General features: G+C 42.7%; 14 protein-coding genes and 1 pseudogene. 6 read left to right on the forward strand and 9 right to left on the reverse strand.

Annotation, left to right across the window (positions count from 1 at the left end; translation table 11 throughout):
* Positions 1-106: 106 nt before the first annotated feature.
* Positions 107-1,489, reverse strand: coding sequence for a histidine kinase (locus ACYTXL_RS22205; RefSeq protein ID WP_461926615.1), 1,383 nt, complete (start codon positions 1,487-1,489; stop codon positions 107-109).
* 617 nt (positions 1,490-2,106) lie between these two features.
* On the opposite strand from ACYTXL_RS22205, the gene ACYTXL_RS22210 reads away from it, so the two are divergent.
* Positions 2,107-5,241: an MFS transporter gene (locus ACYTXL_RS22210; RefSeq protein WP_461926616.1), complete on the forward strand. Its 3,135-nt coding sequence runs from the start codon at positions 2,107-2,109 to the stop codon at positions 5,239-5,241.
* Between the two features lie 827 nt (positions 5,242-6,068).
* Positions 6,069-6,902 carry a calcium-binding protein gene (locus ACYTXL_RS22215; protein ID WP_461926617.1) on the forward strand — a complete coding sequence of 278 codons (834 nt, stop codon included), beginning with the start codon at positions 6,069-6,071 and terminating at the stop codon, positions 6,900-6,902.
* Between the two features lie 212 nt (positions 6,903-7,114).
* Here ACYTXL_RS22215 and ACYTXL_RS22220 read toward each other — a convergent pair whose 3' ends face one another.
* Positions 7,115-7,249, reverse strand: a complete 135-nt coding sequence (locus tag ACYTXL_RS22220; protein ID WP_461926618.1) for a hypothetical protein — start codon at positions 7,247-7,249, stop codon at positions 7,115-7,117.
* Positions 7,250-7,382: 133 nt separating this feature from the next.
* On the opposite strand from ACYTXL_RS22220, the gene ilvD reads away from it, so the two are divergent.
* Positions 7,383-9,068: a dihydroxy-acid dehydratase gene (ilvD, locus tag ACYTXL_RS22225; RefSeq protein ID WP_461926619.1), complete on the forward strand. Its 1,686-nt coding sequence runs from the start codon at positions 7,383-7,385 to the stop codon at positions 9,066-9,068.
* Positions 9,069-9,577: 509 nt separating this feature from the next.
* Here the strand turns inward: ilvD and ACYTXL_RS22230 are convergent.
* The gene (locus ACYTXL_RS22230; RefSeq protein ID WP_461926620.1) at positions 9,578-9,826 is read right to left on the reverse strand and encodes a hypothetical protein; all 249 of its coding nucleotides are present in this window, start codon (positions 9,824-9,826) and stop codon (positions 9,578-9,580) included.
* Positions 9,827-9,941: 115 nt separating this feature from the next.
* Between ACYTXL_RS22230 and ACYTXL_RS22235 the strand changes: the two genes are divergently transcribed.
* Together ACYTXL_RS22235 and ACYTXL_RS22240 are read left to right on the forward strand one after the other, a co-directional pair.
* Positions 9,942-10,307 carry a hypothetical protein gene (locus ACYTXL_RS22235; protein WP_461926621.1) on the forward strand — a complete coding sequence of 122 codons (366 nt, stop codon included), beginning with the start codon at positions 9,942-9,944 and terminating at the stop codon, positions 10,305-10,307.
* Positions 10,308-10,374: 67 nt separating this feature from the next.
* Entirely contained in the window at positions 10,375-12,003 is a 1,629-nt protein-coding gene (locus ACYTXL_RS22240) for an iron uptake porin (protein WP_461926622.1), read from the forward strand.
* A 120-nt stretch (positions 12,004-12,123) separates the two neighbouring features.
* Here the strand turns inward: ACYTXL_RS22240 and ACYTXL_RS22245 are convergent, their stop codons facing one another.
* The 6 genes and pseudogenes from ACYTXL_RS22245 to ACYTXL_RS22270 form a co-directional block, all read right to left on the reverse strand.
* Positions 12,124-12,372 (reverse strand): type II toxin-antitoxin system HicA family toxin, encoded by a 249-nt coding sequence (locus ACYTXL_RS22245; protein WP_461926623.1) that lies wholly within the window; start codon positions 12,370-12,372, stop codon positions 12,124-12,126.
* A 64-nt stretch (positions 12,373-12,436) separates the two neighbouring features.
* On the reverse strand, positions 12,437-12,646 hold the full coding sequence (locus ACYTXL_RS22250; protein ID WP_334702265.1) for a type II toxin-antitoxin system HicB family antitoxin: 210 nt from the start codon (positions 12,644-12,646) through the stop codon (positions 12,437-12,439).
* Positions 12,647-12,700: 54 nt separating this feature from the next.
* Positions 12,701-13,507: a Uma2 family endonuclease gene (locus ACYTXL_RS22255; RefSeq protein WP_461926624.1), complete on the reverse strand. Its 807-nt coding sequence runs from the start codon at positions 13,505-13,507 to the stop codon at positions 12,701-12,703.
* A 36-nt stretch (positions 13,508-13,543) separates the two neighbouring features.
* Positions 13,544-14,182, reverse strand: coding sequence for a Uma2 family endonuclease (locus tag ACYTXL_RS22260; protein WP_461926625.1), 639 nt, complete (start codon positions 14,180-14,182; stop codon positions 13,544-13,546).
* A 254-nt stretch (positions 14,183-14,436) separates the two neighbouring features.
* Complete coding sequence (locus ACYTXL_RS22265; protein WP_461926626.1) at positions 14,437-16,356, reverse strand: sensor histidine kinase; 1,920 nt, start codon at positions 16,354-16,356, stop codon at positions 14,437-14,439.
* 224 nt (positions 16,357-16,580) lie between these two features.
* Positions 16,581-17,165 (reverse strand): annotated as a pseudogene (locus ACYTXL_RS22270) (serine/threonine protein kinase); the annotation flags it as partial.
* Between the two features lie 877 nt (positions 17,166-18,042).
* Here ACYTXL_RS22270 and ACYTXL_RS22275 point away from each other — a divergent pair.
* Entirely contained in the window at positions 18,043-19,086 is a 1,044-nt protein-coding gene (locus ACYTXL_RS22275; protein ID WP_461926627.1) for a cyanophycinase, read from the forward strand.
* Positions 19,087-19,497: the final 411 nt, after the last annotated feature.

The following is a 19,497-nucleotide window of genomic DNA, read 5'->3' on the forward strand; positions in this document are numbered from 1 at the left end:
ATATTTACGGCAGAAGTGAGAAGCAAGTTTTTTACTTAGGAGCAAACTTTGCAAATTCTTGCTCCTACAATTTTGTGGAATTAGTCTGAGTGACAACTACCTTAGGTTAGAGTATTTCATCACGACGGTCAATAATAACTACGGCAGGATCGTCGGAATGAGTCGCTGTTGAGTAATTTGTGCGATCGCTATTAGTAATTGGTGTGTTGCGCTCTGTTACTCTGTCCAAACCTGGGCGATTTGTGCCTAAATCATTGGCATCATAGATTGCAAATTCTTCAATACCCCGACGTTTGAGAATCGCTTCCGCTTGGCGAATTTCAGCTTCGCTACCATCGATAATAACTAAGTAGTCGCCTTTGGTGAAGCGATCGCTATAAACTTGCGCCCTGTCTTCAGGAATTCCCAAGCCAGCGAGTCCGCCAACAATACCCCCAGCTGCTGCACCGATCGCACCGCCGGCGGCTGTTGTCGCCAAAGCTGTTGCTATTGCACCACCTGCAATCACTGGCCCGACTCCAGGAATCGCTAAAGTCCCAAGACCAACTAATAAGCCAGTCAAGCCGCCTAGAACACCGCCTGTAGCTGCTCCAGTTTTTACGCCATCATCTGCTTTATTACCTGTACCGACCTTTCTATCTACATCTACACCAGCGATCCCTTGACCGTTTGTATCTTTGGCAATGATCGAGACTGTATTTAAAGGAAAACCCGCATCTTGTAATTCTGTAAGTGCTGCTTCTGCATCTCGACGATGAGAAAAGACCCCAATTGCCCGTCTAGCAACACCACTACGACCCACAGGCGGAGTTGGAGCGGCATAATCAGTGGCAGTAGGAGTTGGAGTTATATAATCAGTGGCAGTAGGAGTTGGAGCTACATAATTAGCGGCATAATTAGCGCCAGTAGGAGTTGGAGTCACATAATCAGTGGTTGTATTTCTAGCATCTGGGTTGTCGTAAATCCCAAACTCTTCCACACCCTGACGATGTAAAATTGCTTCTGCTGTAGCGATTTCTGTATCTGTGCCATCTACGATCACTAAATAGTGTCCTCGCTTTACCCGTTCGTCGTAAACTCTGGCTCGTTCTTCGGGAATTCCTAAACCAACTAATGCACCAAGCAAACTACCAGCTACTGCACCAATACCTGCGCCTGCGAGGGTGGTTGCGAGGGTAGTTGCTGCGGCTCCAGCTAACATAATTGGTCCGATTCCAGGAATTGCCAAAGTCCCAAGACCGACTAACAAACCAGTTAATCCGCCCAAAGCACCGCCTGTGGCTGCTCCGACTTTCGCGCCTTCGTCAGATTTATCACCGACGCGATCGCGCACATCAGCACCAGCAATCTCGTCTTTGTCTCCATCCTGCGTAATCACAGACACTCTGTCCATGTCAAAACCAGTGTTTTTCAATTCATGGAGCGCCTTTTCAACATCTCGACGATTAGAAAATACACCGACACCGCGTTTATGTACACCTACAACCATTAGCTTTTCTCCTCAGCAAAAATCAATTATGCACTCATTTATAGCTCATAGTCACCCTTATTAATACATAATTGTGTTTATTTTCCATCAATCGCTTGGAAGAATTTTTCTCTCTATCATTAGACATAGGTGTTTTTATCTAAATTTACTAAAAAATCTAAATTATAAAATATGATTTGTTTGATCAAGCTGAGATATTAATTATTTTAGTTTACAGAATATTCTCTAAAAAATTAGTTTTTACTTTAACTAAATTGTTGCGATACAACTATCTAAACCTCGTCCATTTGGAAACCTAGAGTAGTGCCGACATCTTGCACCTACTACCAGCAGGTAACAAGATGCTCCCACGACTTTTGAATGAGACTTACGCAAAACTAGACGTAGGGGCAATTCATGAATTGCCCCTAAGAAGAAAATTAAGGTTTCGGCTTTAGTAAACACATATTATTTTATTTTATTAAAAATTAATAAGAATATTTATTTTTTGTAAAATACGACTTTTGGCAAACAAAGTTATTACCTAAGAAAGTGTCATCTGATATAACTCATAACTAAATTGAGAAGTAAGCCATTTGATGAATGGGTATTTAATTGAGTGAAAGTGAGAACATCTTATGTTTCAAGGTCTTTTAACTATTTGGGGATGGAGCGGGCTGCCTTTTGGATTAGCGCCGATAACTTTAGCTCAGGAAGTAATAACTCCAGAAGAAGCATCAGTTCTTTTTTCTGGGCCGAAATTCTTGGTAGCATTACTGGCTGGTGTCTTAATGGCATTTGCCTTTCAATTACTATTCACAAACTTTTCAGTTGCTGTCGGAATTTCATCTTGGGAAATTGACTCAGATTCTGATGATCAGCCAGAAAGCTTAGGTAGTAAAATTCGTGAAGTTCAAGCTAAAGTTGGTGCTTGGGCGTTAATAACCGCTAGCATTGCATTATTTATTGCTTGTTTTCTAGCGGTAAAACTTAGCTTAATCGAAAGCGCATTTTTAGGAGCAATTATCGGTGTAGTCATCTGGTCTGCCTATTTTTCGCTGGTAATTTGGTTAGGTTCATCGGCTGTAGGTTCTCTAATTGGTTCTATCGCTAATACTGTCACCTCTGGTTTTCAAGCTCTAATCGGTACAGCAACTGCTGGTATCGGTGCTAATGCTGCGAAAAAACAGTTAGTTTCTACTGCTGAAGATATTACAGCCGCAGTCCGGCGGGAATTCACTTCGGGTTTTGATCCTGAAGGTATTAAAAATACGCTCCAAAGTTCCTTAGGTTCTCTGCAATTACCAAAGCTGGATATCAAAGATATTCGTAATCAATTTGACCAGCTTCTTAAAGATACAGATTTGCAATCTGTTGCTAACAGCGACCTGTTGAAAAATATAGACCGCCAAACATTTGTTGATTTAATCAGCAGCCGCACAGATTTATCTAAAGAAGATATTAATGGCATTGCTGACCAATTTCAAGGTGCTTGGCAACAAGCTTTAAATCGCAAAAATCCCACGGAGCAAGTAATTAATTTGCTCAAGTCGGCTACTCCAGAAGAACTGAACTCAGAGCAATTAGGTGAACGGCTGCAACAACTGGTTACAGTCGGAGGTGGTAATGGCAACCAAAGCAATGCTGTGATCAACCAAGCTATTCGATTTGGCTTGAGCGCCGCCGCCCCCGCAGTCCTGGGTGGGGTAAATCTTTCTAATATAGATGTGAACAAAATTACAACTCAGTTGCAAAAGCTGAAAGAGAAAGTTCAAGATGTCGATGTCGAGCAAATCACAGAACAATTCCAAAAGTTTAGAGAGCAAGCAACTAAGCAAGTATCTGGAAAATTACCAATATCACTGGAAAACACGATTAAGGCAGATGTAGAAGAATACATATTGAATTCATTTCCTTGGCACTTTAACCGAATTACGCTAGTAGATGAATTTCCAGAAGTCATCTATGACGTAAATGCAGATCCGACAACTGTGAGACGGGAGTTGGAAGAACTAAATCAAGAATATTTCACCAACTTGCTGAAGCGGCGGGATGATATTAATGAAGCCAGGGTGAAAGAAATTGCCGAACAAATGGAAAGCGATCGCCTGAAAGTTTTAGAAACTGTAAAACAGGCTCAAACGCAAGAAAAAGGGCAAGATTTCCGCAGCCGCATTGAAGATTATCTGCGTTCGACAGGGAAAGATGAACTCAATCCTGAAGGTATTAAACGGGACTTTGGCAAGTTGCTGGAAGATCCAGAAGCTGGTTTTGAAGATTTAACTAGCCGCTTCCGGCAATTTGACCGCAACACTTTTGTACAATTGCTCCAACAGCGTCAAGATATCAGCGAAGAAGAAGCTAATAATATTGTTAGTCAACTCGAACAGAACCGCGATAATCTCTTGAATCGTGCTAGAGAATTGCAAGAACAAGCAAAAGCGAAAGCCGATGAACTGCGTCAAAGAGTTGAAGATTATCTGCGGAATACTAACAAAGACGAACTAAATCCCGAAGCAATCAAACGCGAGTTTGGAGTTTTACTAGACGATCCCCAAGCCGGTATTAGCCTTTTGCGATCGCGCCTATCGCAATTTGACCGCGATACATTAGTACAATTACTCAGTCAGCGTCAAGATTTGAGCGAGGAACAGGTAAACCAAACTCTCGATCAGCTTGAAGCAGTCCGAGATAATATTTTGCAAGTACCGCAACAGGCGAAAGAACAGTACGAAAAAACTACAAAAGCGATCGCCGAATATCTCCGCAAGACTAACTTAGAAGAACTTGATCCAGAAGGGATCAGAAACGATTTGGAAAAATTACTCAATGATCCCAAAGCCGGAGCCTTAGCACTGCGCGATCGCTTGTCTCATGTTGATCGAGAAACCTTGGTTAAACTCGTGAGTCAGCGAGGAGACTTGAGCCAAGAGGATGTTAATCAGATCATCGATCGCGCCCAAGATGCAATTGGTGAGATTGTGAGAGCGCCACGACGTTTAGCCAAGCGTACTGCTCAACAAGCTTTAGATTTTGAAGCCACTCTTGAAGAATACCTGCGTAATACTAATAAAGACGAACTAAATCCCGAAGGAATCAAACGCGATTTGCAATTGCTGCTATCTTCTCCCCGCGCTGGAATTGGGAATTTAAGCGATCGCGCCTCGAAATTTGACCGTTCGACAATTGTGGCGCTGTTATCTCAACGCGAAGATATCTCAGAAGAGGAAGCTAACCGGATTGTGGAGCAAATTGAATCGGTTCGGACTTCCATTGTCGAACAATTCCAGCAGATTCAGCAAAAGGTGCAATCAGTGTTGGATGGAGTTTTTGCGAAAGTTCGTAACTATCTCAACTCGCTGGATCGTTCCGAACTCAACTATGAAGGGATTAAACAAGACTTTGCCAAAGTCTTCGACGATCCCCAAGCTGGATTTGAAGCATTGCGCGATCGCCTCAGTGAATTTGATCGTGACACCCTAGTTGCTGTCATCAGTTCGCGTGAGGATATTTCTGAGCAGGATGCTAACCGGATCATCGACCAAATCGAAGCAGCGCGGGATGGCGTATTGCAACGAGCCGAACGCATCCAGAAAGAAACCCAAAAACGCCTGAAAGCGATCCAAGAGCAAGCTAAAAAGCAAGCCGAAGAAAGCAAAAAAACCGTTGCAAATGCTGCTTGGTGGATATTTGGGACAGCGATCACTACTCTTTTTGCTAGTGCGATCGGTGGTGCGATCGCTGTCACTGGCATAACAACTCTACCTCGGTAGAATATCTGCGTCATCAGTAATTTTGATATAATACAAAGTGGTATTCAGTGTTTACAAATGAATCCCACTTTTTTTTATAAATAAAACAAACTACCCCCCAGAGTAAAGAGTTGGTGCTATTAAAGGTAACTATGTAAAGTTTTATAAAGATTCGGAGATCAGCTTGAATTAAGCTTAGTTGCTTGTTTACATACCTTTACATTGTTTGGTTTTTCCTCACCAACCTACTTACTATCACGACTTTATTATTCCGATATAGATTAAAAAGCCCTATCTGAATCAAGGGTTTCAGACTTTGTTATGGTGAGAGTAAAAAAAGAGGGTTAATTATTCTTTCTTATAGATAGAAAAAAGTACCCTTGAAGGTAATATCATAGTCTTGTGATTCTGAATACAGTAAAAACGTCCAAAACCTATGCAATTCCGTATTAGAAAATCTGCTTATTCCCTAGCAGCCTAGTACTGGAACCAGTGAAGACATAAGGCACAAGGATATAACATGACTCTTGGCGCAATCATTTTGATGCCAACATCATCAATACATCCAGTGCTTCTCAAATCTTCTCAAGTTTTCAGACTTAACAAACAGCAAAGACCTGCTCCAATCAGGTCGGGTTCAGTTATCTCTTCCCACTCGTTATTTCTCCACCTTGTTTTCTTGGACTTGCTTAATGAAAGTATGAAATTCAAAAATTCCATATTTGAAACTGTTTCCTTTGTGCCTTTGGGGGAAACCAAATTCATACTCCTAATCAGCAACGCCGTTTTCTGATGGGGAAGTGACGAGGTAATTTTTTTTACCCTTGAAATTTAGGAGCAGCTCATTAATGGCAACTATCGCTGGTATCAATATAACTCTTCCTTTGGGCGGTACCGTCACTAATCCTATCAATGTAACTATTCCTTCAAACAGTACCGTCGACAATATCGTTAACCCTGGTAGTGGTAACAAAACCATTAACGGCACTAATGGTAGTGATGTCCTTATCGGTGGTAGTGGCAACGACACCATTAACGGTGGTAATGGCAACGATGTCATTAACGCCGGCAATGGCAACAATACCATTAACGGTGGTAATGGCAACGATGTCATTAACGCTGGTAATGGCAACGATAACCTCATTGGCGGATTAGGCGACGATGTCATTAACGCCGGCAATGGCAACAATACCCTTAACGGTGGTGCTGGCAACGATATCCTTACTGGCGGTAATGGCAAGGATATCCTTATTGGTGGTGATGGCAACGATATCCTTATTGGTGGTGCTGGCAACGATATCCTTACTGGCGGTAATGGCAACGACACACTCATTGGCGGTAGTGGCACCGACACACTCGTTGGCGGTGCTGGCAACGATGTTTTCAAGTTCAACTCAGTTTCAGATAGTCCTTTTGGTAAGCGGGATCTTATCGCTGACTTTGTTGGTGGAAAAGGTAAGTCGGTAGGGGATCGAATCGATCTATCTGCCATCGACGCCAACACCACTAAAGCGGGCAACCAAGCCTTCACTTTCATTGGGTCTGCCGCATTCTCCGCACCTGGTCAGCTTCGTTATTCAGGAGGTATTCTACTAGGTAACACTGATAGCAATCTGTCACCTGACTTTGAGGTTCGGCTTGTAGGAGCGCCACAACTAGTGGCAAACGACATTATCCTTTAATTTAAGACACCTGCCTTGAAAATAAGGCAGGTGGCAGAATTCTGATCCTTGAACAGTCGTGGGGAGAGGTAAGTTTAGCTTGCTTCTCCCTTTTATAGAACCCATTTGGAATCTATGTCTGTGCTAACCGCTTGAGCATGAGTCGGATAAAACATAGATTGAGCTTGGCAGTCGCATGACCCAGTGTTCGCTCAAAGTTCTTAACCAAACTCTTACATCGTTCCATCCAAGCATTCGAGCGTTCTTTTTCCCCAACGAGTGGCGACTGGGACAAACCCCGTTTTGCCAAGGGCTGCTTTTTCGGCTCTCGTGGGTTTGGGTGCTAGTTGGAATCGGATGTTGGTCATAATCCGAGGGTACACAAGCACATCTGAGAAATACAGTACCAATGCTCGCTGATGTTCGATCGCACCGCACATACATGAGAAAATCAGGTAATACAATCGCAATCCAAGCGATGATGCCAGGGAAGGAAAAAAGATGTCGGAGAATTTGAGAAGCCAAATTGTGACGCAAGGGGTGCAGCGATCGCCAAATCGAGCTATGCTGCGGGCAGTTGGTTTTAAAGATGAAGATTTTAATAAAGCGATTGTGGGCATTGCCAATGGCTACAGTACGATTACTCCCTGTAATATGGGAATCAATCAACTGGCACAAAGGGCAGAGATTGGGATTAAAACCGCCGGAGCGATGCCACAAATGTTTGGCACAATTACCATTAGCGATGGAATTTCGATGGGAACAGAAGGGATGAAATATTCCCTAGTGTCGCGGGAAGTGATTGCAGATTCCATTGAAACCGTCTGTACTGGACAAAGTATGGATGGTGTGCTAGCTATTGGCGGTTGTGATAAAAATATGCCTGGGGCAATGCTGGCGATCGCGCGGATTAATATCCCGGCTATCTTTGTTTACGGTGGCACAATTAAACCCGGTCACTACAATGGACGCGATTTAACTGTTGTCAGCTGTTTTGAAGCTGTTGGTCAATACAGTGCCGGAAAAATTGACGAAAAGGAATTATTAGAAGTTGAAAATCGCGCTTGTCCTGGCGCTGGTTCCTGTGGGGGAATGTTCACGGCTAACACCATGTCTTCAGCATTTGAAGCGATGGGGATGAGTTTGCCCTATTCTTCGACAATGGCGGCAGAAGATGCCGAAAAAGCCGACAGTACGGAAAAATCGGCTTATGTGTTAGTCGAAGCGATTCGCAAACAAATCTTACCCCGCCAAATTATCACCCGTAAATCTATAGAAAATGCCATTTCTGTGATTATGGCGGTGGGTGGTTCGACGAATGCAGTGTTGCATTTATTAGCGATCGCCCGCGCTGCTGATGTAGAGTTAACTATAGACGACTTTGAAACTATCCGCGCCCGTGTTCCCGTTTTGTGTGATTTAAAACCAAGTGGTAAATATGTAGCGACAGATTTGCATAAAGCTGGTGGTATTCCGCAAGTCATGAAGATGCTACTTGTGCATGATTTATTACACAGTGATAGCCTCACCATTAGCGGCCAAACAATTGCAGAGATATTAGCAGACATCCCAGAAGAACCATCCGCCAACCAAGATGTGATTCGGACTTGGAATAACCCGATGTATCCCCAAGGACATTTAGCCATCCTCAGAGGTAATCTGGCAACGGAAGGGGCTGTCGCCAAAATTACCGGCGTGAAAAAACCAGTAATTACCGGGCCAGCACGGGTATTTGAATCGGAAGAAGCCTCTTTAGATGCAATTTTGGCGGGTAAGATTCAAGCGGGTGATATTCTAGTCATCCGCTACGAAGGGCCTAAGGGCGGTCCTGGGATGCGCGAAATGTTGGCTCCCACTTCAGCAATTATCGGTGCTGGTTTGGGTGATGCTGTGGCATTAATTACCGACGGGCGCTTTTCTGGCGGTACTTATGGGATGGTGGTTGGTCATGTTGCTCCAGAAGCAGCAGTTGGTGGGGCGATCGCTCTTGTAGAAGAAGGCGATAGTATTACGATTGATGCACCCGCTCGTTTATTGCAGTTGAATATATCCCAAGAAGAATTAGCTCGTCGTCGTGCCAACTGGCAACCCCCCGCTCCGCGTTACACTAAAGGCGTGTTGGCGAAATATGCCAAATTGGTATCTTCTAGCAGTATTGGTGCTGTGACAGATTTAGATTTGTTTTAAGTGAACTACCTACACTGTACCGTCAGTACAGTGTAGCCTTCCCAATTCATTCAAAGTATGGAATATAGGATAAGCTGTTCCACATCTAGTTTACATATCTAAATTTAATTAAAATCTTGTGGGGTAGGCATCTTGCCCGCCCTAATAATGCAAGTTACAGCTATTTTCAGGTAAATAGACCACGCGGTAGGGGCACAGCAATGCTCATGCGTGTCAACTTAGAGCAATGGCGAATAGAATTCGCGGCTACACAAACAAAGTCCAACGACCTGGACTAAGCTAAACCACATCTAGTTTGCATATCTAAAATTTATATAACTCTTGTGGAGTGGGCATCTTGCCCGCTCTAATTATGCAAGTTAAATGTGGAACAGCTTAATACAAAATCAAGGATTCTTAATCCACGTTCGCGTAGCGTTCCGTAAGGAAAGGTGGGTTTTGTCTGTGTAGACGCGGTTTATAACCGCCTTTTTAACCTTAAGTTGACACGGATGAGCAATGCTGTACCCCTACGAGAGATGTGGTTCAAATACATGAAAACTGCTGTAAATGTGGAACAGCTTATAACGCACCAGAACTTTTCGGTCTACTGAATATTCTTTACCTGGGGGTCGGCTGTGGCTTTGATGAATAAAGCTGCGGGCGATCGCTTTATTGGTCAGGCGAATAAAGCACAGTAGCCGGGACAACCTAGTGCCCCTCAACTTCGACAGTCTGTCTTTTGACACAAATTCAGTTTCAGCAAAGAATGTAGACATAAAAAAATGCGTTAGAGTGTGACAATTAATGCCTTCCCTAAAATATTTTTCAAAGCCCTTCATCTTCTTCCTTTCGACGTTGATAGGTACGCCCGTACTTGCTCATACTGTACAGATGTCAGGCGATGTTGGAGCTACCTTTCATATTGAACCCCATGACAATCCCCAGGCTGGAAAACCCTCCCTTGCTTGGTTTGCTTTAACTCACAGAAGTGGGCGCATCATTCCCCTATCGCAATGTAATTGTCAACTCGCAGTATATGCGGTTCCTCATGAGAAAAATGCTCCCCCTCTGATCAGTCCAACCTTAAAACCTGTCAATGGCGATCGTTATCAAGGGATTCCCGGTGCTGAAATTACTTTCCCTACAGTAGGAGAATACGAATTAAAACTGAGTGGATACCCTAAAAAAAATACTGGATACAATGGTCGATTTATACCTTTCACGCTAACCTACAAGATTATCGTTGCTGGAAGTTAAGTAATTTTTCTAACAATATTTAAGACAAAAGTTACTGAATCTACCATCAACAACAAGAAGTAAGATTATGGGGCACCAGTTCAAAAATAGTGCAATTATTTTCCATATCGCCTTTGGATTCCTGCTGCATTTTTCACATCCTGCTTTTGCTCAAACATCAGCGTCAGTGCTACCAGTAAAACAGGATAAACCATTAGTAAACGATACTGCCGAAAATACTCTCCAAGGGCGGGTCACTTCGGTATCCCAACTTTCAGATGTTAAACCTACTGATTGGGCTTTTCAGGCATTGCAATCCTTAGTAGAACGCTATGGATGTATCACCGGATATTCTGACTCAACCTATCGTGGTAATCGTGCCCTCAGCCGTTATGAATTTGCAGCCGGTGTCAATGCTTGTTTGAGCCGGGTGAATGAATTGTTGGCTTCTACAACAAACAGTCTAGTGAAAAAAGACGACTTAGTGCTGTTGCAAAAGTTACAGGAGAGTTTTGCCGCAGAACTGGCGACCCTACGCGGTCGGGTGGATGGGCTGGAAGTGCGTGCTGCCACTGTAAAAAAGCAACAATTTTCTACAACGACGAAGCTCTATGGTAACGCCCTCTTTTCCTTGACGACTATCGGGGGTAACAAACAGGCTGATGGTAGTGGCGCACAGGTGAGTCGTAATCTGATTGCCAGTGATTTCCTGTGGCTGACTCTTGATACTAGTTTTACTGGTACTGACCTGTTGAGAACTCGGTTACAAGCTAGCAATACGCCTAATTTGAAGGTTGCCACAGGCACGAACATGGGACGGTTGACACTAGATGATTATGACAGCCCTAATCAACTGACTTTAGCTAAATTATCGTATCAATTTAAACTGGGAGACAAACTCACCATCCATGTTGGTGCAAATGATGAACTACATGAAATGCTGGATGACGATGTGGATGCTGTTTCTCCTCTGGGTGATCATGTTAATGGTTCCATCTCACTCTTTGGGCAGTTCAATCCCATCTTCGCTATAGGCGGGGAAGATGTTGCTGGTGGTTCTCTCACTTATGAGTTTAGCAAGGCAGTGAGACTTAGCGCCGCATATGCCGCTGGTGGCAATAGTAATAATCCAAATTCGGGACTTTTCGGCGGGACTTATGTGGGTTTGACTGAACTTACCTTACGTCCAATCGACCATTTGACTTTTGCACTCACCTATACACATTCTTACAGTACTAACGATGATGATCCTAACAATGCGCTCAATACTGGTACAGGCAGTATCAATGCCAATGACCCCTTTAATGGCAGTCCTACTTCTGCTAACTCCTATGGTGTAAACATGGCTTATGATGTTAGTCGTAAATTCACCTTAGCAGCGTCGGCAGGCTTTACATACGCCCATGCGGAAGGAGGTGACAATCAGGGAGCCAATGCGGACATTTTGAACTGGTCAGTGACCGCAGCATTTCCCGATTTGGGTGGAGAAGGAAACTTAGGGGGGTTTATGATTGGACTACCGCCGAAGGTGACTAGTAATGATGTTGCAACTCGCGTAGATCCCAATAGCTCGCTGGAATTAGAGTTGTTTTACCGCTATGCCATCAATGACGCTATTGCGGTAACACCGGGACTAATTGTAGTTACCAACCCAGAACAAAACAGCCATAATGACACAATCTATATTGGTACAGTCCGAACAACCTTCTCTTTCTAGGCGTTTGAGGCGCAAAGGGGATTAATATTTGTTTTGTATTTTAGAGCTTTACTTAATACCGATCGCACTTACTCATTCTGATATTTCCAAATAGCGATCGCACCTGATCTTTTACTTACATCAACTCGATACAGCACTTCCGACAGCTATGAGGTACATCCTTAAATCTGAAAGCTTTGATAGGAGAGGGCAAGGAGAAAAACTGTATTGCATAATAGCTGGAAGCGCTGTAAATTCATCAACACTCAGTCCAACCTGTCTGATAATTGCTCGTAAAGTTCCTTTGTCTAATTCTTGATGATTCGGAACAACAACTTTACCAAATGGCTCATCTCGACGTAAAATAATGTGGCTTCCACGTTGTCGCAAAACATAAAATCAGCCTTTCCCAAAGCTTTGATGCACTGTTGTCCAGAAATTATTGGCAACTTGCTCATACATCGACCAAAACTGTTTCCAAGTTATCTTCTGGAATAGGACGACCTTCTTCTTTTAATACTTCAATATATAATTCAATAGCTTCCTTGATATTGCCAATAGCTTCTGTTTTCGTCTTCCCTTGGCTGATACAGGCAGGTAAGCTAGGACATTCAGCCACCCAATAACCATCTTCTCCTGGATAGATAATAACTTGTCTCTTCATCTATTACTCCTACAACTCAAAACTGTATTCCAAACAAATCAAAAAAGCCAAAATTCACAACATATCTGGATTCTCCCCCAATTCTCTCAATCTAGCCGCTAAACGAGCCACCTGTGCAGCCGCTGCTTCTTCTCGTACAGCAGCAGCTTCTGCTTCTGCAACTGCGGTTTGTGCTTGTGCAACAGCAATTTCCGCCTGCGTGACTGCGACTTGTGCTTGTGCAGCAGCAGCTTCGTCTGGTAACAAAACCAAATTGCCAGCCACATCATAAAACCGCAACCATATCGCCATTTCTCTGTCTATTATTCCTTCATAGGTTCCCAACCATAAACCTAACTTTTGACACCACAACCAACCACGCTCATCTGGTATCAAAGATTGATATTGCTGATTATGATCTAAATGCCACCCTTGCAAAGAAGTCGGGTCAAAGGGGTCATAGACAAAATAATCTGAAGTATGAAAAGTTTGTTCGTAAAGGTCTTTCTTAACAGTCTTATCTATTTTGGCTGTAGATGGTGACATTAATTCTACAATCACATCAGGATAACGACCGTTTTCTTCCCACACTACCCAACCTTGACGAGAATTAGTCCCGTCCACATTCAGGACAGCAAAGAAATCGGGGCCACGGAAATCCTGGTTACGTACTTGGGCGCTGCTGTAATAAATAAACATATTGCCACCAGTAAAAAAATCATTCCGGTCAGCCCAACCTTGCTGCAATGACCGAATCAACACATTCATCGCAATACGGTGGCGATTTGATTCCAAGGGTTCTCCGTCATCAAAAATTAAATCTGTGGGTGGTGTGGGGTGTTCCCAGTCTAGAATGGCTCTTGGGTTGTTTTCAGTAGTCATAAGCGATCGCCTTTCTCAGAAAGCCTTAAATTTTTATCATAAATTATTCTTAACCCAATCTCGAAAATTACGCATAGCTTGACTTCTCCCAATTGTTAAACACTGCTGAACATATTCATTAACTAATTCAATAATTGGGATATTATGAAAATTAGGACTAGATTCAGATTTTATATATTTTCCTTCTTGCAACAAAGAAATTTCTAACCCTTGTTGTGTATGTCGCCAAAGTTCAGGAACTCCCAAAATTTCATAATTATCAAATCGAGTTCGAGAAGTAATATCAATTTCGATTGCTAAATCTGGTGGTGGATCTATATTTAAATCAATGCGATTTTTACCAATTATAGCAGCTTGATTCTGAATATAAAAACTGGTATCTGGTTCTACTGCTTGCCGCATTCGTTCATTTTTGAGTGTTGTAGAACCAAAAGGCTCAAAATCAATTTGGAGTTTATCTAATAAAATTCTCACTAACTCACCAATATATTCTTTATCTTTTTCATGCTCTGGTAGAGGAACCATAATTTCTAACAAACCATGACTATAAGAAATACGTGCAGCAGTCTTTTCTCCCATCTCTTCCAAAATATTTTCTAACTGCTGCCAACTAATATCTTGGAGCAACATTTGTTGACCAGGTTTGACAATAATTTGTTGCAGTTTTAAAAGCATATCACCTCGGACACTGGATGTAGCAGATTAAATTTAGAAATAAACTTTCTTAGTATCTAGGCATAAACAAAAGTTTGTAGTAAGGACTTTAATCCTGATAATCCCTGCTCTGAGCGATAAATCGCTCACTACAAACTCAGAGTTTAATTATCTCTACCTACTTTAAAGTATATCGCCTCTGACCAGGAGTGTAGAAACTAGCCAAAACAAATCCTTCACAGCATCTTCGGCTGTTCCAATATTGTCAGCAATTTTTACTTTTTACTTGTTAAAGGAATACGGATGGTAAACTCTGTTCCCCATCCTGGGGTAGAATCAACCTCAATATTTCCTGCATGTTTGTCTACAACAATTTGATAAGCGATCGCCATTCCTAATCCGGTTCCTTTGCCTACAGGTTTAGTAGTAAACATATGGTCAAATACCCGTTTTTTTACATCCTCTGACATCCCAATACCATTATCATAAATCTGAACGATCGCGTCATGAGTTGATTCGTCAATTTGGGTTTGGATCTGAATTTGATTAGGATGCGTTTTAATATCCTCAAAACTCCGTTTTTGGCTGGCCTCTTCCAATGCATCAATCGCATTCACCAGAACATTCATAAACACCTGATTAAGTTGCCCGGCGTAGCATTCTACTAAGGGTAAATCACCGTATTTCTTAACAATCTGAATTTCTGATTGATTTGGCGTGGCTGTCAGGCGACGGTTCAGAATCATTAGAGTGTTGTCTAATCCTTCATGAATGTCTACAAATTTCATCTCTGCTTCATCGAGCCGTGAGAAATTACGCAGCGACAGCACAATTTCACGAATGCGCTTGGTTCCCACTTGCATTGATGCCATTAGCTTAGGTAAATCTTCTGCCAGAAACTCAATATCAAGATCTTGGGCGCGATCGCTAATTTCTGGTGTCGGATTTGGGTAAGTTTGTTCATAAAGCTTTAGTAAATCGAGGATGCCTTGGCTGTATTCACTGGCATGGTTGAGGTTGGCATGAATAAAATTGGCAGGATTATTGATTTCGTGTGCCACCCCAGCAACCAGTTGTCCCAGGCTAGACATTTTTTCGGTGTGGATAAGTTGAGCTTGGGTATTTTGCAATTCTTTCAAGGTTTTGCTGAGTTGCTGCGCTTGCTGGCTAGAAATAAAGGCGCGATCGCGAATCTGTTCATATAGTTGCATCTGTCGCCATGCACCGATCAATCCAACCACTAGCAATCCTCCCAAAACCGTAGCCAACAGGTTCAACGCCTGCAATGGCGATTCAATATTTTCTTGTGGCACAATTAACGCTACCGACCAATTTGCTTCTCTCAGGGGAGTGTAAGCAACATAGCTCCACTTGCCATCCAATTGAGCCAATTCAATGTTTGTGCGTTTAGCCACCATTTGTTGGGTAATTTCAACTAATCTGGGATTGGGAGACTTGAGGAAACTTTGGGCGACTTTTTCGGGTGTACCAATTAGTTTCGCGTTCGGATGGGCGATGGGAACTCCTTGGGAATTCAGCGCAAAGGCATAACTACCCTTACCTTGATGTAAATTGCTGATCACCTCAACTACTCGGTTAATCGGAATTCCTCCCATTAACACACCTGCTGGCTTTGTACCTATTTCGGCAGGAATTGGCGAACTAATTTGAATCTGTAACTGATTGCTTGTGCGTCCAATAATTGGATCGGCAGCTACGGTTTCACCCGCCATACTCCGCTGAAAAAAATCTCGATCTTTAACATTGGGACGACCCCCTTGAGTATTAATTAATGTACCATCTGGTGTTACCAAAGCGATGAGCAAAAACGATTGCAGCCGTGTCACCTCAGATTGCAAGTAAGGTTCCATCACAGACCAATCTAGCGATCGCACCACAAGAGAATTTGCCAAAGTCTTAATTTCTGTCTTCCGAATGGCTAACCAGTTATCAATATCATCCTGACCTTGGCGTGTTTTTAACAATGCTTGCTCCTTAAGACTATCGAGCAACAACCCCTTAACAATGTTGTAACTAGTGATCGCCGTGGCGCTAATGCTAATGGACAAAATCACCAAAATTGATAATAACAGTAGATTTCGCGATCGCCATTTCAATGAGTAGTAATTTTTTTCAGTTGGCGCATACTGTCGGAGGTTGATTTTCAACCAGCCTTTACGTAATTTAAGCATCATCGGTGCTTTACTCCAAATTAAAATTTAAAAGGTAAAAGAAAGCTGTCTTTTTACTTTTGTTGAGTAGAAATTTGAATGACAAACTCTGTGCCTTGTCCAAGTTCTGAAGTGCAGGAAAGTGAACCGCTATGTCCTGGTGAATGTCTGCGCTATCTTTCACAAAAATCGACTGTAGCACAGTTGATTGCTGCCCAACTTCAGCAGTCGCCTCAACTACTAATCTACCGGCTCATCCGCCCGGTTTGTTCCGGGGAAAGGTAAGCCAGAGTATTTTCTAAGACATTAGGACTGTGAATTTCTGGGGTTTTTCTAGGTAAAAGCGAGGCAATGCTAAAGTTAATCAATTTGACTTGCTTAGTTTCCGGGTTAATCAGGATGTTAGCAGGCCTAATGTCTTTATGGATAATCCGATGGCGATAGAGTCCGTCAAGAATATTGCTCAGAGCGATCGCAATATCTAAAAACTCTGCCAAAAAATTTGGATTACTCCCGATTCGTGTTTTTATCCATTCTTTGAGAGAAATCCCGCCGAAATCCTCCATTACCAGAGCATAACTGTTGCGGTAGGGTTCCAAGCTGTAGGGGCGAACAATACTTGGTAGATCGAGATTTTTGGCAATGGTGTACTGATTGCGGAAGCCGAGCAGTTCGCTGAAGTTGGGATACTCTTGCTGAAGCACTTTGATAATCATCGGAAGTTGATCAATCTCTCGAATTGCACGGTAAACCAGGGTTCTAAAGCTTGTATAAAGTTGTTCACTAATTTGATAGCCTGGAATTTGGGCGATCGGCTCAACTGGTGTATTCATTTGCATCAACTCTTCTTGAAGCTCAACTTATGATTAAAATCGGACTTCTGCATTGACAAAATTAACTAAATATGTTTCTGAGTTTTCAGGCATTCAAATTTGATTTCTTCACGATTAGCCAGCGATCGCTATGCTAGTGATCTAAAAATAGTGGTCAATAGCCTAAAACGACCAAATCTCGTTACATATATGAAAGTCATTTTGTACAGTGCATAAGTCCTATAAAAGTATTTTTCCCAACAGTTAGCTTTTTTTAACTCAGTTGCAACTTATTTACAGAAATTTCCAGGTAAATAGACCACGCGGTAGGCGCACAGAAAAAGCTTATTGGTGTCAACTTAAGCTGAAAGCTTCTGATTGTATGAGTTTTTGCCCTCACCCCCAGCCCCTCTCCCATTTTTGGGAGAGGCGAGCAAATTCTCCGGTTCCCCTTCTCCCAAGATGGGAGAAGGGGTTAGGGGATGAGGGCAAGTTTTTGATACATCAGCCACCACTTTTAAAACATCCTCTTAAGTTGACCTAATACACATCTGCGCGCCCCTACCGTGTATTGTGGTGTATTGCATCTAAAAGACACAAGCAATGTGGAGATTTTCACAGAGTAGGGCAAAGAATTAATAATTACTCTGAGTTATTATCGCGTTAAAAAACAGTACAAGCCCTGTACGCTGGAAATTCTACCCTCTCTAGTGCGAGAGTTAAGCTAATGCGCGTCTAAATTGCAGATTTTTCGTTAAAGCCGTCATTAGTCCTTTGTCCAAAGTCCAATTATAAATACAAGTGACTAACAATGATCAACGACGACTCTCACGAATAAATAAGTAATTAAAATGCGTAACAGCCTAGCAATAATTGCAGTTTGCTCCAGAAGCTTAGTATGACAAAGGCATTCCCAAGCATAGCAAGGCGCTTGAAAACTACAGGAATCAAGTTGTTGAACATGGGAATCTTCCTAATAAACCGTTTTATCGAAAACTGGAAACGCTACTTCCTGGGGGACACTGTTGATGTCCGCCCCTCCCCCTCCTTTGATGTCCGTTTTTCCTTAGCCGGACCAGTCCTTAGCTTAGGTGGGGGTGGCCCCGATGTCGATGATGCTATCCAGTGGATGATTAACCAAGTTAGGGGAGGTACTAACTCCGCCACTAAAGTTAATGTTGTAGTTATCCGCACTAATGGTAATCACGATTACAATCGGCTAATTTATGCCATGAAGGGTGTAAACTTTGTGGAAACTCTTGTGATTAGCAATAGAGAAGAAGCAAACAAAGCCGAGATTTTTGAAAAAGTCAAAAATGCTGATGTAATTTTCTTTGCTGGCGGCGACCAATGTCAATACATCCGCTACTGGAAAGATACCAAGCTGGAAACTGCCGTTAAGTCAGTTTACCTTAAGGGAGGTGGTGTTGGTGGCACTAGTGCGGGTGCAATGATCCAAAGTGAGTATGTTTACGATGCTTGCGCTTCTTCCGAAAAAGGCATTGAAGCTAGAGACGCACTCGAAGATCCCTACCGAGACATTACTTTTACTTACAACTTTTTTAATTGGAGCAATTTGAAGGGAACTATCGTAGATACACACTTCGATAGGCGGCAAAGAATGGGTCGAATTATGACTTTCATTGCTCGTCAAATTAAGGACGGCGTATCTAACAGTGTTTTAGGCATAGCTGTTAGTGAAAGTACATCGGTTCTTGTGGATAAAAACGGTTTGGTGAAAGTTATCGGTAGTGGTGCGGCGTACTTTGTACTTGGCAATCATATACCGGAAGTATGCGAACCGCGATCGCCTTTGACCTTTTCTAATTACAAAATTTGGAAAGTTCGCAGTGGCGACACCTTCAACTTGAGAAACAGACCCACCTCTGGGTACTATCTCAGGAGTGTTAAAAGGGGACGGATTGATTCAAATCCTTATTGAGTGGGGAGTGGGGAGTTAAGAGTTAAGTAGTTATTGTGCAACTTATCCTTAGAACCCCGCTTCTATTCCTCTCCCCCACAGTCCGAGAGGCTTTGATTTTTGCTCCCCAACGCTAGTAGGGAAGGGGTTGGGGGTTAGGTTTGAGAGAAAGTTGCACACGGCGTAATTTAAAGATTTACCCTCAGAAGGTCAACTTTTAAGTTTTAACAAACTTCGGTTTGGTTTAAGTCCCCGGCTACAAGAGAAGCCGTAATACCATTTCACACAAACCCTGATACATATACATTTCTCGTAGGGGCACAGAAAAAGCTCATGCGTGTCAACTTAAGAAAAAATCTGCTTTGAGAAGGCGTTTTGCCCTCATCCCCTAACCCCTTCTCCCAAGTTGGGAGAAGGGGAACTAGAGAATTT

Source organism: Nostoc sp. (assembly GCF_054880495.1).

Excerpts from the sequence above, each read along its gene's own strand:
- ACYTXL_RS22205 (WP_461926615.1), bottom strand. The coding sequence starts at position 1,489 with ATGGTTGTAGGTGTACATAAACGCGGTGTCGGTGTATTTTCTAATCGT.
- ACYTXL_RS22210 (WP_461926616.1), top strand. The coding sequence starts at position 2,107 with ATGTTTCAAGGTCTTTTAACTATTTGGGGATGGAGCGGGCTGCCTTTT.
- ACYTXL_RS22215 (WP_461926617.1), top strand. The coding sequence starts at position 6,069 with ATGGCAACTATCGCTGGTATCAATATAACTCTTCCTTTGGGCGGTACC.
- ACYTXL_RS22220 (WP_461926618.1), bottom strand. The coding sequence starts at position 7,249 with ATGACCAACATCCGATTCCAACTAGCACCCAAACCCACGAGAGCCGAA.
- ilvD (WP_461926619.1), top strand. The coding sequence starts at position 7,383 with ATGTCGGAGAATTTGAGAAGCCAAATTGTGACGCAAGGGGTGCAGCGA.
- ACYTXL_RS22230 (WP_461926620.1), bottom strand. The coding sequence starts at position 9,826 with ATGTCTACATTCTTTGCTGAAACTGAATTTGTGTCAAAAGACAGACTG.
- ACYTXL_RS22235 (WP_461926621.1), top strand. The coding sequence starts at position 9,942 with ATGTCAGGCGATGTTGGAGCTACCTTTCATATTGAACCCCATGACAAT.
- ACYTXL_RS22240 (WP_461926622.1), top strand. The coding sequence starts at position 10,375 with ATGGGGCACCAGTTCAAAAATAGTGCAATTATTTTCCATATCGCCTTT.
- ACYTXL_RS22250 (WP_334702265.1), bottom strand. The coding sequence starts at position 12,646 with ATGAAGAGACAAGTTATTATCTATCCAGGAGAAGATGGTTATTGGGTG.
- ACYTXL_RS22255 (WP_461926624.1), bottom strand. The coding sequence starts at position 13,507 with ATGACTACTGAAAACAACCCAAGAGCCATTCTAGACTGGGAACACCCC.
- ACYTXL_RS22260 (WP_461926625.1), bottom strand. The coding sequence starts at position 14,182 with ATGCTTTTAAAACTGCAACAAATTATTGTCAAACCTGGTCAACAAATG.
- ACYTXL_RS22265 (WP_461926626.1), bottom strand. The coding sequence starts at position 16,356 with ATGATGCTTAAATTACGTAAAGGCTGGTTGAAAATCAACCTCCGACAG.
- ACYTXL_RS22275 (WP_461926627.1), top strand. The coding sequence starts at position 18,043 with ATGACAAAGGCATTCCCAAGCATAGCAAGGCGCTTGAAAACTACAGGA.